Source organism: Tenacibaculum profundicola (assembly GCF_057220795.1).
Map to the genome: position 1 here is coordinate 4,169,932 of NZ_CM170137.1, position 17,365 is coordinate 4,187,296.

Genomic DNA, 17,365 nt, shown 5'->3' on the forward strand with positions numbered 1-17,365 from the left:
TATTTGGATAAGGTAGCACATTATACTAATGTCCACAAGAAAGGGTATTATCATAGAGTACAGTTCTGATATAATGAACCGCCGTATACGAGATTCGTATGCACGGTGGTGTGAGAGGAGCACTCTCTTCTTTAACGAGGAGAGCCGTCTACTCGATTGTGCTTAGTTTTTAAATTTATAATCAGTTTTTAACTCTATCATTTCTATCAAAGTAATGAATCCAACGCAGTCTTGATTAATTAGAGTTTTACCAGAATTAGACTTAATATAGAGGTATTTTATAGAATCAATAAATTTAATTTTGATTATATCACTCCATCCAATAACTTTTTTTGTCCCTTTCCAATTTGTAATAATAATTTTTGAATCATCAAACTCAACACTGTAGTTATAATAATACATCATCATAAAAATCCCAGGAATTAAAAATAAGGAAGATACTATAGGAGCAATTAACTGAATCTCTTGATTCCAATTTAGAATCATTGCATATGTAAGTAAAATGGCAATAATAATTAAAATAATTCCTAAAATTTTATAATTGAGATTAGCTTTTAGTATATATCTTCCACTAATCGCTTTTTTTAATTTTTCATTTGATTTCCTCTCAGAATACCAGATTACTAATGCAAGAATTATATTTGTTACAATAAACAGAATTAGATTAATCATCTTTTTCGAGATAAGTTTTTTTATTAAACACAACGTTTGTGTAATAACAGTGCCGTAAAATGCGGCTGGAACTTAGCGCGCAAAGGCAGGCATTGGTTTTACATGTTGTGTGTGCCCAGCATGGGCATCTTTATTTTATCGCAAGATAAAATATTAACCTAGAGGGTGCAAGTCCCTTATGGGTTGGGGTAACGACCATAACCATTAGCAAGTCGCAAGGGTGGAATCCGTGAGGATTTATCTGAAGGAAGCGAGACTGCAAAACTCGGTACTGACGAACAGAAATCGTATACAGAGGCTAGTAGTATTAGGATAAGGTAGCACATTATACTAATGTCCACAAGAAAGGGTATTACCATAAAGTACAGTTCTGATATAATGAACCGCCGTATACGAGAACCGTATGTACGGTGGTGTGAAAGGCGCACTCTCTTCTTTAACGAGGAAGAGCCGTCTACTCGATTGTAGCTAGTTTTTTATTCTCTACCAAGAATATATGTCCTTAAGTTTAACATTTTCTTTTAGTTTTATAGATGGAATTTTCTCAACATTACTGACTTTAACATACCTGTAATCGTTATCTAAAAGAAGTGCCATCTCTTGACTACTCTTATCTGATTCATTGCAATTAAAAATCACTTTCCATCCTTCAGAGCTACTGGATATAGTTTTAACACAAATGGAGGTTGCCTGAATTTTATTGACTTCCATTTGCAATGATTCTAAAGGGCTATTCAAAAAGGTAAAACCATCTGCAGTATTTTTTACAAAGGGAGTAATATCTTTGGTTAGCAATAGTTTTTTTAAAATATTAAATACTTTTTCCTGTTTTGCAGCACCTTCTTTTCCTATTGCATTAACAAACCCCTCTCTTCCAAAAGCCTCTTTAATGGTAGAGCATTTATCATCAGCATAAGGGCTATCATACTTTAGTTGGAAAGCATCCAAAAGTTCTACCTGATTAAAATCAATTAATTTTCCATTAATGATATATTTTTCTACATCCATCTTCAACTTCTCTTTACTCAAATACTGACCTCCAACTTCTATAAATTCTTCTAATGTCAATGGTCCTTCAACTTCGAGCAATGCATTTTCTTTAGCATCAGCCTTGGCCTTTAAATCTAATAAGAAATCACGAATTGTTTTAGTATTATTCGATGCCAGTCGAATCTGATTATCTAAATAAAAACCAAAAATGAACCCTCTTCTGTAAGGCATCTTTTGTATTTGGTTATTGGTCCAAAATAGTTTCCCAATAGAATCATTATGAACTTCTTTAACACTACTTTGATAATGATTTGCAAGTTTAGAAATATTAATTTCCTTATAGAATTCATCTAGATTCATTAAATCAGAATTTATAGCTGTATACATGGTTATATACTCTGTAAAACCTTCTCCAAACCATTGATGGTCAAAACTAGAATTCCCTATATTGACATCATTACCAATCCACCTATGAACAGTCTCGTGACAAATTGTAAAAACTGCTCTTTTAGTATCCAAGTTGCCTGAGTAATTCATATAAAACCCATCATTTAAAGCATACCCACCACTACTAGAATGGCCTTCAATAACCTTACCTTGCATAGGAAGAATAGCAGCCCAATAGTACTTATGCTCATAGTCTTCCCAAAACCCCATGATATCTGAAAAATATTGAAATGTCTCTTCATTAAAAGCTTCTGAAATAGTTTTATTATGTTTAGATGTAACAAAATAATGTGGGATACCTTCTATAACTTTGATATTGATATTTATATCATTACTAATAATGCTTATAGAATTAGCTAATTCGTTATATGTTGTTTCTGAGATAGTACTAGGGTCTTGATCTAGGTCATAGGAGTCAAAGGAAGTCATGTTTTTAGGGTAGTTTTTCCACTGTATCAGATGTTGTATCTCTTTATCAGATTGATATTGCATTAAATAACTTCCTCCATATACATAAAGATGATTTGGCACTATGGTAGGTCGAAATCTCTCTTTGGCCACTTCCCAAGAAGGTTGTGCTTTATCCTTGCCATAGACCAAAGTGCCATCTATTGAATAATTTAGGCTTTTATTCTTACTCTTTCCATAGTGTCTAATTACAAGTTTGCGCTCCTCTGGATATAATTCTAAACTATCTTCAGCACCAACAGTAATGTTTTTAAGGATATTAAAAATATCCTCTTGCCCTCCGAAATCGGGTCTTCCATAAATAAAAATTGAACGATCTTTGCTTTGACAAGTGTAACTAAGATTAACGTCTAGCAAATTGGAAGTACCATCCCATGATAGCTTATAGTCCATGATTGAATTATTACTTTCCTTCTCTTTGAGATTATTACAAGCGCCTAATAATATAATAAGTAAAAGACACAAAAATGTACTTAAAGTTTTCATAAATTTATGTTTTGTTCAATTCAGACTAATCTTTCTTTATTTTCCCTTCCCTACCACTAAAGTAATTAGCTATAACGTTTCGTATAGTATTAGTTGCGTTATCACTAATCTAATATAAACAACATAAAACTGCAATAGAAAATGGATTTAGTAATTAATTTTATACGTTGTTATGTATGTAAAGCAACACGTTCTACTTTGCTGTAAATACACACGTCAATTTCTTTTTATTTGCAATTAAAACTCTACACTGTGTTAAGTCTAAAATGTTAAAATGTAAGGCTTTAGCGTCTCGAAGATAGTGAATTATTTTTATTTAGGTTGGTTTTATAAAAACCCATCACCGTGTTGCTTTCGCTATCATAGTCAATCTTCTTTTCGCCCGAGTAAGCAATTTTATCCGCCACAACTTGTCTTTATTTGTTTTCACAGTCAATCGGAGCGGTCATACAGTAGAGTAGAGCCTGATAGCTATCTCTATATTTTTGTTTTACTGTTTTACCAAATATACAAAAGCAACACAAAATTTACCCCTTACTATCAACCGATCAGTCAACAGGGCATATAGCGTTAGCTTATCGGCACGCCATATACTAAGTTGTTAGCACCAGTTTATATTTTTATTATAGATTTTGTCATGTTTTTACTGTTTACTGATATTTTAAGTATATATATACCAATGGGAATGTCTGAGAAATTAATGTAATCTTCTTTCATGCGTCCTTTTTTAATGACTCTGCCAGTAACATCGAAAATTTGGAATTCAATTCGATCTATTTGAAAAAACGATGAATTAATATTCAGCTTTTCTTTAACAGGGTTAGGAAAAAAGCTAATGACCTTATTGTTTGCATCATCAATTGATAAAACTGTACTAAAATCATAAACTCTAACATGCCCAGAATTATTTCCATTATCGTCATTCCAATCTCCTGAAATTACAACTATATTAGCATTTTTAGAGAGTGATATATGGCGTCCTGACCAATCGCCTTCATATTCTCCATCAATATCGCTACCTAATTGGATCCAATCAGTATTATCGTAAGAATATATTCTTGTATGTCCTGAACTATTTCCATTTCCATCATTCCATGGAGCTCCAATTACAATATTGGATCCACTACTATTTATAGAAACAGAATGCCCAAACCTGTCTAGGTCATTTTCAGCAATAATAGAACTCCCAACTTGAGCCCAAGTGTCGCCACTATAGTCATAAACGTTAGCATAACCATAACCATTATTAACTTCATCAGCTCCTATAATTAATCTTGACCCATCGTTGTTTAATGAAACTGATACTCCAAAAAAGTCATAATTACCTTGACCTACAAGATTAGCTCCTATTTGTACCCAATTACTCCCGCTATATTCAAAGACTTTAACATGCCCCGCATCAATTCCATTATCATCGTTATGTAAAGCTCCTACAGCTAAACGATTTCCATTTCCAGATAGTGAAACTGAATATCCAAAATCATTAAAAGCATCTTCTCCATTTAAATCTTGGCCAATTTGAGACCAGTTACCATTTATAAATTCATATGTTCTGACATGTCCAGAATCTTGACCATTATCATCATTTTTTTGAGCACCTGCAGTTAATCGATTGCCATTCTCTGATAAAGAGACAGAGATTCCTAATCGGTCACCATCAGCCTTTCCTGAAATATCCATCCCAGCTTGCGTCCAAATTCCATTTATTAAGTCATATACTCTTATTTTACCCTTTTTATTTGTTGGAGCTCCTAAATTACCGATTGCTCCAATAGCTAAACGATTTCCATTCGCAGATAAGGATACGGATACTCCAAAATTATCACCTGTTTCAGCTCCATTAATGTCTTGCCCTAATTGTACCCATTGGTTTCCATTAAAAGTATAAACTCTTACTTGTCCAGCACCGTAATCAACTTCGTTATTATAAGGAGTTCCAACAGCTGTAATGTTCCCATTTGATGATATTGATAATGATGACCCAAAAAATTCATTGTTAGAAACTCCGTCAATATCTTGTCCTATTTGTGTTTGAGAAAAAATCAAGTAAGAGTTTAAAAGTAGTAAATAAAAAAATAAGTTGTTGTTTTTCATTTCAAATTGGTGCTAACGTTTGGGGTATGGTTTGTTGTGGTATTTTGGCTCTAAGTTAGTAAATAAAGCTCAAACTTTGTTTAAGTAATTACTTTCAAAAAAGTACATAAACCGCAATGAGCTATACCCTCGTGTATGCCCAGCATGGGCATCTTTATTTTATCGTAAAATAAAATATTAATCTAGAGGGTGTGCAAGTCCCTTATGGGTTGGGGTAACGCCCATAACCATTAGCAAATTGCAAGGGTGGAATCCGTGAGGGTTTATCTGAAGGAAGCGAAACTGCAAAACTCGGTATTGACGAACAGAAATTGTATACAGAGGCTACTACCAATTTAACTTTCTAATGACGCATTAAATTGTTTCTTTTTCTCCATCTTTTTGTTAAAATAGTTGACCATAACTAAGGCTATGCTAAACTATTTTGCCTTAATCTTGAAAAAAATAACTCAATTTAATTTTACGTTATCAAAAAATTAAATTGGTAGTAGTATTTGGATAAGGTAGCACATCATACTAAGGTCCACAAGAAAGGGTATGACCATAAAGTAAAGTTCTGATATACGAACCGCCGTATACGAGAACCGTATGTACGGTGGTGTGAGAGGCGCACTCTCTTCTTTAACGAGGAGAGCTGTCTACTCGATTGTGCAACGTCCTAGTTCATATTTTGTATTTTATCTAATCTGATTTTATAAATATTACCAAAGCCATTCATTGCATCATTTGCTATGTGTTTTATTCCATCTATACTTTTCAGTTCGCTATTATTTTGAATTATACGTTCACTCGAAAAGTAGAAGTTATGGTTTTTCCAATCTATAAAGGGACAGTAATCCAATTTGTTCGAATTAATTAGCTCCCCCATATTTTTAGAAGGGCTCCAGTTACCTGCTTTGTCTTTGTAACTGAAATATAAGTCTCCACCACCATAACCATCATTTCTTCCAAAAGAACTAAAAACGATAAAATCCTCTTTGGGACTTATATAGGCATTAAATTCAAACAATGTTGAGTTGATTTCTTTTGGCAATGGTTTTGGTGATTCAAATTGCCCTCCTTTAAATTTAGACATAAATATGTCTTCTCTGCCTATTCCATTTTCCCTCGTTGCGGTAAAGAATAGGTTTCCTTTTTCACTTAAAGAAGGGAAAAATTCATTTCCTCGGGTATTGATTACCGTGTCTAAAGCTATGGGTTCTGTCCATAAATTTTGAATCTTGTCACTATACCATATGTTGTAATCATTTCTTGTGCTGTCTTTATTAATAGGCCTATTCGAAGCAAAAAACAATCTATTTCCTTTATTTGCAAAAAATGGTTCAATATCCTGATATATACCCGAGATATTCATTATTTCAGGCCTTCTCCATACCTCATTGATTTTTCTCAATATTACCAATGCTCTTCTTGATTGCTTGTAGTCGCCAAGAGTATAGATTATTTCATTGCCCTGTGGGTTAATTGCTAAATCTCTTTCATACAGTGGTGTTGAAATCAAATTTTCCTCAAATAGAATTAAACTGTCAGAGGTTGATTCAATATCAACAACATAACTTGTGTTTGTATGGCTTTTATTAGATTGACAACCAGCCGCAGAAAATAGTAACACTAAGAAATATAGGATATTAAGTTTCATTTGTTTTTTTTAAATAATGTTGCACAACTAGTGTGTATGCGCAATTGCGCATATTTACCTTTCAAATATAAATAAATAGGGCTGAGATTAAAAGTATTTTTAAGGTTGGTTGTATATCTAGTTTTAAGTATAACATCTAAATTACTGAAATTTCATTGATTTCCCCAGTGCTTATGCTTCTATATGAAATAAACATGAGTATAATCCAAAAGAATGTATCATGTTAAAAGATGATAATATGTTTACAAAACGGTTTTTGTAATTTACTTACCACAATTATGTCAAAGAATTTGTCCATTTTTAAGATCTAAAATCCTACTCTTATTTTATAATTCGTTTACGTAAATCTTAGACATAAAAAAACACCTTAAAAAAAGGTGCTTTGTGGTAAGTTGAATTATATGTTTTGTTAGGGTATTACCATAAAGCAAAGTTTTGATATAATGAACCGTCGTATACGAGATTTGTATGTACGGTGGTGTGAGAGGCGCACTCTCTTCTTTAACGAGGAGAGCCGTCTACTCGATTACCTGTCTGGCTTTCTCTACGATTCTATTCACTTTGTATTATATTTTTTAAGTTGATAAATCGAATAAATTCCGAGAGCAAATTCCGCTATTATTCCGAAAATATAACCTCCTGTCGGTAATCCGTCCATTATCATACTCAACCCACGTCCTGTAGCAAGAGTTAACATAAATAATATATTCAGTTCGGTGGCACGTTTCCAATATTCGGTTTTCCAAACCCCTAAAATCCATATTACAGAAATTCCGATATATTGACACATATTAGCTTTCAACATATTTGCAAGGTCAATTGTGTTGACTTGAATGTCCAGTTGTTCGGGCAGAATCGATGGTGAACCGTAAATTATTCCTGTTGGTAATACAATTAATATAGAAATAAGTAGATGTAGGTTCTTAAAAATCCAATTTATTTTATCCGTCATATTTTTCGTTCCGATTTCCACTTTTTAATAGTTTAGTTTGAGTTTTTTTGTGCTTGAAGGTAACGTTTTGTGGTATGGTTTGTTGTAGAAAATGTATCGGTATAATCAATCGTGCTTAGTGTTTCGATATGGCGTGTTGCCAATGTAATATTCTCTTGTTTTACTTTTTTCATTATGATTGAATTGTTTATGTTTTTTTCATACTACCAATACCGTGGTATACCTAGTTACAAAGTAGATATTCGTTTAGATCGTTTTTGACTTATAGTCGTAGGGGTTAACCATAGAATTGAATTTCGTATAAAAACACTAATTGGATTGGATACATGAGCTATTTTTCCAATAAGCCAACTAAATCGAACAACCTGACGTGCTTTTCGTATTCGCAATTGTTGGTATTTTTTAAAAGCAGTTTGAACTGGATATTGACTTAGGCATTCGGCAAGTACATAAGCATCTTCTATGGCCTGACATGCTCCTTGGCCCATATTAGGTGTAGTAGCATGAGCGGCATCACCAAGTAAACATAGGTTTTTTTGGTACCAATTCTTGATAGGTTGTAAATCGTATATTTCAGCCCTGTGTATATTATTTGTTGGGGTATCTGAAAGTAAAGATGTAACCATTGGATCATAGTTTTCGAAATAGTTACTAATATCGCTTTTATGGAGCTTAGAAGTTTCATGGTTAGTTGATGCCAGGGCATACCAATAAACGTGGTTCTTACTAATCGGAACAAAACCAAAACGATTTCCTTTACCCCAGGCTTCATTCAATACATGTTGATGTTTTATCGGTAAATGGAAGTTAACAATACCTCTCCAACATATCTGATTAGCTTTTCTAATGGTGGTAGGTTTAAATAGTGATTCTCTAACCTTTGAATGAATACCATCGGCGGCAATGATAATTTTGCTGGTAACAACGTTTCCGTTTTCGAATTTTAAAATGTATTCTTCATCAATGTTGGAGATCTCTTTTAACTGATGATTTAGATGGATTTGTGTGTTTTGTAGATGGTCAATTAAAATTTGCTGTAATTTTCCTCTATGAATCGCAAGAGTGTTTTTGTTACTAGAATGGTTTACGTCTATTTTTGAAATGGGAGTTAAGTTTGGCGTTGTGATATTCATGGATCCAATTTTATTACCTACTTGCTCTAAATCCTTTTTTAACCCTAATTGGTCATACACTTCCATTGCATTGTTTGCCAAGATGATTCCCGCACCTATAGGGCGTATACGCTCCGCCTGTTCGTAAATATCAATTTTAAATCCTTTTTTAGACAGCGCTAAGGCAGCAGATAATCCACCAATACCTGCACCAATAATGGTTATATTCATAGGTAAACTCATGTGAAATTCGTAATTAGGTCAAATGTACTAATTCTAATTTTAAATTAGGTCAATTGTACTAGTTTTTTTATTTTGCGGCATGAAGAAAACGAAAGACAGAATTTTAGAAACTGCCTTATCATTATTTAATAATTTTGGATTAGCTAAAGTAACATTGAGAACTATAGCTAACGAGATGGGGATTAGTCAGGGGAATTTAAACTATCATTATAAAAAAAGAGATGATTTAATAGAAAAACTGTACTTCAATTTAGTGGAGAAAATAAATCAAGAAGTATGGAAAGTACTTAATGAAGAAGTAAGAATTAAATTATTAGTAGAGGTAAATAAAGCCGTCATGAAGAGTTTATTTGAGTTTCGTTTTTTTATGCTTGACTTTACTCAGATAATGAGAGAGAATGATAAGATTAAGGAGCATTATAGAAACCTCATGATTCAAAGAGAAGAACAGTTTTTTTTAATATTTAACAGTTTAATAGAAAGTGACCTTATGGTTCAAGAAAGCTTACCGAATGAATATCTTTTTTTATATAAACGATTGCAAATAGTAGGAGATTTTTGGATTTCTTCTGCGTATATAGAAGGTGCTTTAAGTGAACAAACGGTTCTAAAATATACAGAAATGATATCCCAATCTATTTTTCCATACCTAACGGAAAAAGGTAAAGAAGAATACAAAATGATATGTTAAGTTTCATAGGCTGAAAACAACTAAAGCTGGTAATCGTGCGGCTCAAATTATGTGATAGGATTTCTCTATTTTCCAAAAGAGAATATAAAAGGAATATAAAAAAGTAAAACCTCGCATAGTATTGCGAGGTTTTATGTTATGTAGCCGTAAAATAGTTATCTACATATTTCGTCTGTATTGACCACCAACTTCAAACAATGCTGAGGTAATTTGACCCAAAGAGCATACTTTGGTTGCCTCCATTAATTTTTCAAAGATATTATCATTTTGAACAGCGGCATTCTGAATTTTACCAAGTTCTTCGAGTACCTTTTCTTTATGAGCTTGAGTGAGCGTTTCTTTTGTGTTGATTTGGAATTGCTTTTCTTCTTCTGTTGCACGAATAACTTCTTGAGGTGTAACCGTAGGTGACCCTTTAGAACTTAAAAAGGTGTTTACTCCAATAATAGGAAATTCTCCAGTGTGCTTTAAGGTTTCATAGTATAAACTTTCTTCTTGAATTTTAGAGCGTTGATACATCGTTTCCATGGCACCTAAAACACCGCCACGTTCTGTAATTCGGTCAAATTCAGTTAATACAGCTTCTTCAACTAAGTCGGTTAACTCTTCAATGATAAATGACCCTTGAATAGGATTTTCATTTTTAGCTAAACCTAATTCCTTATTTATAATTAACTGGATAGCCATAGCTCTACGCACACTTTCTTCCGTTGGTGTGGTTATTGCTTCATCATAGGCGTTTGTATGCAGTGAATTACAATTGTCATAAATGGCATAAAGAGCTTGTAAAGTAGTACGGATATCATTAAAATCGATTTCCTGAGCATGTAATGAACGACCTGATGTTTGAATATGGTACTTTAACATTTGAGCACGAGGGTTAGCAGCATATTTATACTTTAAAGCTTTGGCCCAAATTTTACGAGCAACGCGTCCAATAACCGCATATTCCGGATCTATACCATTCGAGAAGAAGAATGATAAGTTAGGTCCGAACTTATTAATATCCATACCTCTTGATAGGTAATACTCTACATATGTAAAACCATTAGCTAATGTTAGTGCAAGTTGGGTAATAGGATTGGCTCCTGCTTCAGCGATATGGTACCCAGAAATAGATACTGAGTAGAAATTTCTAACATTTTTATTGATAAAATATTCTTGAACATCTCCCATTAAACGCAAGGCAAATTCGGTAGAGAATATACAGGTGTTTTGCGCCTGATCTTCTTTTAAAATATCTGCTTGAACCGTACCACGTACTTGCGCTAAAGTACTGGCTTTAATCTCTGCATACGCATCGGCAGGTAAGATTTGATCACCAGTAACTCCTAATAACAATAAACCTAAACCATCGTTTCCTTCTGGTAAATCGCCATTATAGCTAGGACGTTCCAGTTCCTTGTCATCATATAATTCTTTTAGTTTTGCTTCCACCTTAGCTTCTAAACCGTGCTCTCTAATATATTTTTCACAATTTTGATCAATAGCAGCGTTCATAAAGAAACCAAGTAACATTGGAGCAGGACCATTGATCGTCATAGAAACAGAAGTCATGGCGTGACTCAAATCGAAACCAGAATATAATTTTTTAGCATCATCTAAACAGCAAATAGAAACACCTGCATTTCCAATTTTACCATAAATATCAGGTCTGTGCCCAGGGTCATTTCCGTAAAGCGTAACACTATCAAATGCCGTTGAAAGTCGTTTTGCTGGCATACCTAAACTTACATAATGGAAGCGACGATTGGTACGTTCAGGGCCGCCTTCTCCAGCGAACATACGAGTAGGGTCTTCACCAGTACGTTTAAAAGGATACAATCCTGAAGCATAAGGGAATTCACCAGGAACATTTTCTTGTAAATTCCAACGCAATAGATCGCCCCATGCTTTGTACTTTGGTAAGGCTACTTTAGGAATTTGAGAATGAGATAATGATTCAGTATGAGTGGCAATTTTAATTTCTTTATCGCGTACCTTAAAGCTATAAATAGGATTTTTATATTTTTGAACTTTAGTGTTCCAACTTAGAATAATTTCCCAATTGTAAGGATCTAGATCCATTTTTAAGCGGTCAAACTCGGCGAGTAAAAGCCTTAAGAAATCTTTGTTCTCATCGGTAACATTTATTGATTCGCTGGTAATTCCAGATTTATCTATTTGAATTTCTGATTCGGAAACACTTTCAATTGTTTTATAAATTCCGTACAGTTTTTGCGCTACTATTTCTTGGTCATCCACCTTTTTATCATACGCTCTGTTATTTTCAGCGATCTCTGATAAATAGCGAGTTCTAGCAGGAGGGATTACAAAAATCTTTTCAGACATTTCTTTTGTAATTTCGAAAGTAGATTGCAAATCAACTCCTGTTTTTTCAACTAATTTATCCATGATAGCTTTGTATAATGAATTCATGCCTGGATCGTTGAATTGTGATGCAATGGTACCGAATACAGGTAACTTGTCTTGAGGAATATCCCACAAGTTATTGTTACGCATATATTGTTTCTTTACATCTCTTAGAGCGTCTAAAGAACCGCGTTTGTCAAATTTGTTAATAGCTACTAAATCGGCAAAATCGAGCATATCAATTTTTTCTAATTGCGTAGCAGCACCAAATTCGGGAGTCATGACATACAAAGATGTATCAGAGTGTTCTATGATTTCGGTATCAGATTGTCCTATTCCTGAAGTTTCTAATATGATTAAATCAAACTCAGCTGCCTTTAAAACTTCAACAGCCTGATTTACGTATTTTGATAACGCTAAATTAGATTGACGAGTAGCTAATGAACGCATATACACACGTTCATTATTGATGGCATTCATACGAATACGGTCACCTAATAAAGCTCCTCCTGTTTTACGCTTGGAAGGATCAACCGAAATTAACCCAATTGTCTTTTCAGGAAAATCAACTAAAAAGCGCCTTACCAGCTCATCAACTAAACTTGATTTACCAGCTCCACCAGTACCAGTAATTCCTAAAACAGGGGTTTTAGAGGTTTTATTTTTTTTATGGATTATTTCAAGGGGCTCTTTGGCTATTTCTGGGAAGTTTTCAGCGGAAGAAATAAGGCGGGCGATACTGCCAATTTCTTTATCTGCGAGTCTATCTACCTCACCATTTAAGGTATTTCCTATAGCAAAATCAGCTTGTTGAACTAAGTCATTAATCATTCCTTGTAATCCCAATTCACGACCATCATCAGGAGAATAAATACGGGTGATTCCATAATCCATCAAATCTTTAATCTCTTCAGGAAGGATGACACCGCCACCGCCACCAAAAATTTTGATATGAGTAGCTCCCTTTTCTTTAAGTAAATCGTACATGTATTTGAAATACTCATTATGTCCACCTTGGTAAGAAGTCATTGCAATAGCATTGGCATCTTCTTGGATAGCACAGTTCACTACTTCTTCAACACTTCGATCGTGACCCAAGTGAATTACTTCAACCCCAGTAGATTGAATAATTCTTCTCATAATATTAATCGCAGCATCATGTCCATCGAATAAAGATGCAGCAGTTACAATTCGTACTTTATATGTAGGTTTATAAGGAGTTATTTGTTCCATTCGTAATTTAACTTGAATTATTGGTTTGCAATTTACGGAAATCTTAAAAAAAATCGAGATTTTTTAAAAATTATATATAGTTTAAAAAAGCCCAAAATTCCCTGTTATTAAGGTAATTGATATTCCCTTCATTTAAGTATGCTTCTTTTTCAAAGCTTAAATTGCTATAGGCTAATGACGTGTTTTGATATTTTAAAAGCTTGATAAACCACTCAATACCATAAAAAAGATAGAAAAAAATAATCAACATTTCTTGCTGTTGTTTTAAATGAATTTTTTCATGGTTTATGAGAAAAATATCGTCTTTTAAGTCTTTTCTTTTTAAAAAAATGAAAGGATAAAGTGCTAAGCCAGCAAATCCTTTCGGAATTATATATTTTGAAACGAGTATCACAGTTCAAAAATAATCATTTTTACCTAAATAGTTATTCCTTTTAATACGTAAAATGTTAGGGTATGCACCTATTCATAACACAAGTATATTCACTTTTAGTTAGTAGGTTTTTAAAAAATGAAAAATAAATTGGTTTCAGTCTTTTACTAACTAGGGGTGAAATTAAAATATATTTTACTGATAATCAGTCTTGTTTCGTAGAAACAAGTGAGTTAATATAAATAGAGATTTGGTTTCTTTTTTAAAACAGCTTTTATTTATGAAACGTCTATAATTATCCTATTCTTATCGTATGATAATTTCCATTAAGTTTTACCAATTCAATCGTAATTTTAAATGATAACCGGTATTCGAGGGTGTTCGAAGTAGTAGAAAGTAAAATATGCATTTTCGTGTAAAGTATAAAAATACCCCCTTTTTAGAAAAACTCATTTTTTGAGCTTTTCAAAATAGACAGAAACACCCTTGTGTACCTTTTAAATAAAGGGTTTAGGTCGTTTTTAGACTGCTTTTGTCTAGGTTGTACATAGTGAAAAAAAGAATACGAGTCAATAGGGTCTGGATCCTATTGACTCGTATTCTTTTGAGTTAATAAATTTACATTGTTTAAAAGCAGGGCCAAATTTTATTTTTGATAAAACAGGGGGTTTTATAGCTAAGGGGTTTGTTTGCGTTATTATGAAAAGTTGTAAGTATAGAAATTGAAGTTTCTGTAGAAGCGGAAGTGACAACTTTGACAAAAGAGAATTGTAAGTGACATTAGGTTTATTAGTAACCATGTTACTATGCACGAATTATGTTAGAATAAGGTAAAAAAGATAATTATAATTTTAAAAGAGGGGTGAAAAAAATAAAAGTAAGGGGAATAGGACAATCGAACGGGCCTGTAGTAATTGATAAAGAAATACATCTTGATGACATGATAGTACAAGGCTTATTGGGCCCTGAAAAGTACGAAGTCATTACTGAAATACTTGCTTTTCATTATCCCGGAGTAAAAGTTAATCCAACAAAAATAAATGTTCAAAATTTAGAAAATAAATCTAAATTTTCAGGTTCAAACAAGATCGTGGCATACACGAATATAATAGTAATGCCTTTCAAGAGTATAAAGAGATTAGTAAACTGGATTACTAAAAATTAAATAGGATTAAGTTTAAAAAAAGCGAGACAATACTAAATATGGACTTTTACAGAAAAACAACATTAGGTCTTTTTGATAGTTCTCAAAAATCATTTGAAATTCCTGTGTATCAAAGAGCCTATTCTTGGGAGAAAGGCGAATGGCAAACGTTCCTTAATGATTTGTTAGAGCAAATTGAAGGAGAAAACAATTACTTCTACGGAAATGTACTTTTAGAAACCGTTAAGAAAGATGTTAAATATGAAATAATAGATGGGCAACAACGATTAACTACATTGGTAATTTTCATTAGATCAATGATAAACGTTCTTAAAGAACGAGAAAAGGAAGTTGAACTTAAAAATTTCGATTTTCAAACAAAAGAAAGTATTTTCTTAAAGAATGGTGGAAATATAAAACTGCGCCCAGTTGAATATGATAGAGCTTGTTTTGATTCTTTGATTATTGATAATCAGGAGAAATTCGAAACAAACACACTTTCACAGGAAAGAATAAAAGGAGCTAGAACATTTTTCACAACTGAATTGGCGAAACGATCAACGGATATTTTACTGAGAGTATTAACCAAGATTGAAACAACAGATTTAACTATCATTGAGCTAGAAGGAAAGAAAGATTCAGCATTAATGTTTGAATTAGAAAATAACAGAGGCAAAGATTTGACAAATATGGAGAAAATCAAATCTTATTTTATGTATCAAATGTATGTGTACAGTGATCCAGAAGAAACAGAATCAAATATTGAAAATGTCTCAAACATTTTTAAATTAATCTATTTAATAATCAATGATTTTAAGAAGCTTAATGAAGATAGCGTACTTATTTACCACAACAATGCATATGTTAAAGGGTATAATTACAGAACCTTAGAAGATGTTAAAGAAGTTTTTAAAAAATCAGAAGATAAAATTCATTGGATAAAAAGATATATTTCTGAATTACACACTTCGTTTTCAAATATGAAGAAGTTTGAGAATTCTGATAACTTTTATGCAAAAAAACTAGCCAAGATAAATGCCCCTGCCTTTATCTATCCCTTTGTCATTAAAGGGTATAAATATTTTGGAGATGATCAAGCTCAATTAAATACGTTATTTAATTTATTAGAAGTAGTAAGCTTTAGAGCCAGATTAATAAACAGTAGAGCTAATATTCAAGAACGTTTAAATTCAATACTTCTGAATTTTCAAGGTGATTTACTAAAACTAAAAATTGATATCAGAAACAAGTTAAATGAGTCTTGGTATTGGAGCGATACCAATACAAAAAACTATCTCAACGGCGGAATGTATGGTAACAAAGTGTTAAATTATTTACTGTGGGAATATGAAAATTCAATTCAAAATAAAGGATATAGTATAAAAAACTTTAGTCTTGAAAATGAACAAATAGAACATATTTCACCACAAACGCCAACAGACGGAGAGTTAATATCAACAGGATATGACGTTGATGAAAGTAATGAGTATTCAGAAGATTTTATTGCAAAACATTTAAATAGTCTTGGAAACCTTATGCTCATTTCTGGTTCTCATAATGCGTCAATTGGTAATAAAGCATTTAACAAAAAACTTAGTTCATATAAAGCAAACCCCCTTCTGAATCAACAAGCAGAAATCAAAGATTTTGCGATTTCTGAAAATGAATTGAATGTTTGGAAAACACCATCAATTGAGAAACGACATAAGGTATTAGTTGATTTCGCTTCCCAAAAATGGAGTTTTGACAATGTGGATACTTTTTACCTTGAAAAAGAAGTAACGGAAGAGCTAAGTGATAAAACAGAAATAAAGGTAAATGACGCACTACCAAATTGCGGGGCAACTATGCACAATATAGAAGTCCGTGTATCAAAGTACCTGGAATTTATGGAGGGTAAAGCTCATTTTATTTAGCGGTTAAGTAATTTTTTTGCAGGGTATTATCAAAGAACGGCCTTAAATATATAGAATATAGATATGAATAAACAAAAACTACTGTTGCATTGTGCAATAGGTATGCTGACCTTAACAGTCAGTTATGCCCAACAAGCATCAATTCCTGCTGGAGGTGAAGCCTCTGGTTCTGGAGGTTTAACAAGTTACACTATAGGGGAACCTGTGTACACTACAAATGTTGGAAGTACCGGGGAAGTTTCTGCTGGGGTGCAGCAAGCGTATGAGATCATTGCGTTCTCTAATGGTAAAACCAATATGGATATTAATTTGAGCGTTTACCCAAATCCTGCTTCAGAGGCACTTCAACTTACTGTAGAAAACACAAATGAGAAATTACGTTACCATTTGTATGATTACAAAGGGTCGCTTATCAAAACAAATGAAGTTTTGCCTGAACTTACTACGATTAATGTCGGTGAATTGCCTCAAGCGATTTACATTCTCCAAATATCGTCTGAACAAGAAAAAATTAAACAGTTTAAAATTATAAAGAAATAAATATACATTGATT

At 32.9% G+C, this 17,365-nt stretch carries 13 protein-coding genes; 4 read left to right on the plus strand and 9 right to left on the minus strand.

Annotated features, from left to right (window positions below):
• Positions 1-162: 162 nt before the first annotated feature.
• From AC2TDS_RS17130 to AC2TDS_RS17160, 7 genes are all read right to left on the minus strand, one after another.
• Positions 163-672: a hypothetical protein gene (locus AC2TDS_RS17130; RefSeq protein WP_484736793.1), complete on the minus strand. Its 510-nt coding sequence runs from the start codon at positions 670-672 to the stop codon at positions 163-165.
• A 483-nt stretch (positions 673-1,155) separates the two neighbouring features.
• A complete protein-coding gene (locus AC2TDS_RS17135) occupies positions 1,156-3,063 on the minus strand; it encodes a M1 family aminopeptidase (protein WP_484736794.1) in 1,908 nt (635 codons plus the stop codon).
• Between the two features lie 612 nt (positions 3,064-3,675).
• Complete coding sequence (locus tag AC2TDS_RS17140) at positions 3,676-5,157, minus strand: T9SS type A sorting domain-containing protein (RefSeq protein ID WP_484736795.1); 1,482 nt, start codon at positions 5,155-5,157, stop codon at positions 3,676-3,678.
• Between the two features lie 658 nt (positions 5,158-5,815).
• Positions 5,816-6,796 carry a TolB-like translocation protein gene (locus tag AC2TDS_RS17145; protein WP_484736796.1) on the minus strand — a complete coding sequence of 327 codons (981 nt, stop codon included), beginning with the start codon at positions 6,794-6,796 and terminating at the stop codon, positions 5,816-5,818.
• Positions 6,797-7,352: 556 nt separating this feature from the next.
• Positions 7,353-7,769 (minus strand): DUF4345 domain-containing protein, encoded by a 417-nt coding sequence (locus AC2TDS_RS17150; RefSeq protein ID WP_484736797.1) that lies wholly within the window; start codon positions 7,767-7,769, stop codon positions 7,353-7,355.
• Positions 7,770-7,780: 11 nt separating this feature from the next.
• Positions 7,781-7,921 carry a hypothetical protein gene (locus AC2TDS_RS17155; protein ID WP_484736798.1) on the minus strand — a complete coding sequence of 47 codons (141 nt, stop codon included), beginning with the start codon at positions 7,919-7,921 and terminating at the stop codon, positions 7,781-7,783.
• Positions 7,922-7,975: 54 nt separating this feature from the next.
• Positions 7,976-9,091, minus strand: coding sequence for an FAD-dependent monooxygenase (locus AC2TDS_RS17160; protein WP_484736799.1), 1,116 nt, complete (start codon positions 9,089-9,091; stop codon positions 7,976-7,978).
• Between the two features lie 91 nt (positions 9,092-9,182).
• On the opposite strand from AC2TDS_RS17160, the gene AC2TDS_RS17165 reads away from it, so the two are divergent.
• On the plus strand, positions 9,183-9,794 hold the full coding sequence (locus AC2TDS_RS17165) for a TetR/AcrR family transcriptional regulator (protein ID WP_484736800.1): 612 nt from the start codon (positions 9,183-9,185) through the stop codon (positions 9,792-9,794).
• Positions 9,795-9,953: 159 nt separating this feature from the next.
• On the opposite strand, the gene AC2TDS_RS17170 is transcribed toward AC2TDS_RS17165, so the two are convergent.
• Together AC2TDS_RS17170 and AC2TDS_RS17175 are read right to left on the minus strand one after the other, a co-directional pair.
• Positions 9,954-13,379, minus strand: a complete 3,426-nt coding sequence (locus AC2TDS_RS17170) for a methylmalonyl-CoA mutase family protein (protein WP_484736801.1) — start codon at positions 13,377-13,379, stop codon at positions 9,954-9,956.
• A gap of 70 nt (positions 13,380-13,449) precedes the next feature.
• On the minus strand, positions 13,450-13,773 hold the full coding sequence (locus AC2TDS_RS17175; protein WP_484736802.1) for a hypothetical protein: 324 nt from the start codon (positions 13,771-13,773) through the stop codon (positions 13,450-13,452).
• Between the two features lie 841 nt (positions 13,774-14,614).
• On the opposite strand from AC2TDS_RS17175, the gene AC2TDS_RS17180 reads away from it, so the two are divergent.
• From AC2TDS_RS17180 to AC2TDS_RS17190, 3 genes are all read left to right on the plus strand, one after another.
• A complete protein-coding gene (locus AC2TDS_RS17180; protein ID WP_484736803.1) occupies positions 14,615-14,917 on the plus strand; it encodes a hypothetical protein in 303 nt (100 codons plus the stop codon).
• 38 nt (positions 14,918-14,955) lie between these two features.
• Positions 14,956-16,812 carry a DUF262 domain-containing protein gene (locus AC2TDS_RS17185; protein WP_484736804.1) on the plus strand — a complete coding sequence of 619 codons (1,857 nt, stop codon included), beginning with the start codon at positions 14,956-14,958 and terminating at the stop codon, positions 16,810-16,812.
• Between the two features lie 63 nt (positions 16,813-16,875).
• Positions 16,876-17,352, plus strand: a complete 477-nt coding sequence (locus tag AC2TDS_RS17190) for a T9SS type A sorting domain-containing protein (protein ID WP_484736805.1) — start codon at positions 16,876-16,878, stop codon at positions 17,350-17,352.
• Positions 17,353-17,365 lie beyond the last annotated feature (13 nt).

Coding starts and splice junctions, on each gene's coding strand:
- AC2TDS_RS17135 (WP_484736794.1), bottom strand. CDS start 3,063: ATGAAAACTTTAAGTACATTTTTGTGTCTTTTACTTATTATATTATTA.
- AC2TDS_RS17170 (WP_484736801.1), bottom strand. CDS start 13,379: ATGGAACAAATAACTCCTTATAAACCTACATATAAAGTACGAATTGTA.
- AC2TDS_RS17145 (WP_484736796.1), bottom strand. CDS start 6,796: ATGAAACTTAATATCCTATATTTCTTAGTGTTACTATTTTCTGCGGCT.
- AC2TDS_RS17165 (WP_484736800.1), top strand. CDS start 9,183: ATGAAGAAAACGAAAGACAGAATTTTAGAAACTGCCTTATCATTATTT.
- AC2TDS_RS17185 (WP_484736804.1), top strand. CDS start 14,956: ATGGACTTTTACAGAAAAACAACATTAGGTCTTTTTGATAGTTCTCAA.
- AC2TDS_RS17140 (WP_484736795.1), bottom strand. CDS start 5,157: ATGAAAAACAACAACTTATTTTTTTATTTACTACTTTTAAACTCTTAC.
- AC2TDS_RS17155 (WP_484736798.1), bottom strand. CDS start 7,921: ATGAAAAAAGTAAAACAAGAGAATATTACATTGGCAACACGCCATATC.
- AC2TDS_RS17160 (WP_484736799.1), bottom strand. CDS start 9,091: ATGAATATAACCATTATTGGTGCAGGTATTGGTGGATTATCTGCTGCC.
- AC2TDS_RS17130 (WP_484736793.1), bottom strand. CDS start 672: ATGATTAATCTAATTCTGTTTATTGTAACAAATATAATTCTTGCATTA.
- AC2TDS_RS17190 (WP_484736805.1), top strand. CDS start 16,876: ATGAATAAACAAAAACTACTGTTGCATTGTGCAATAGGTATGCTGACC.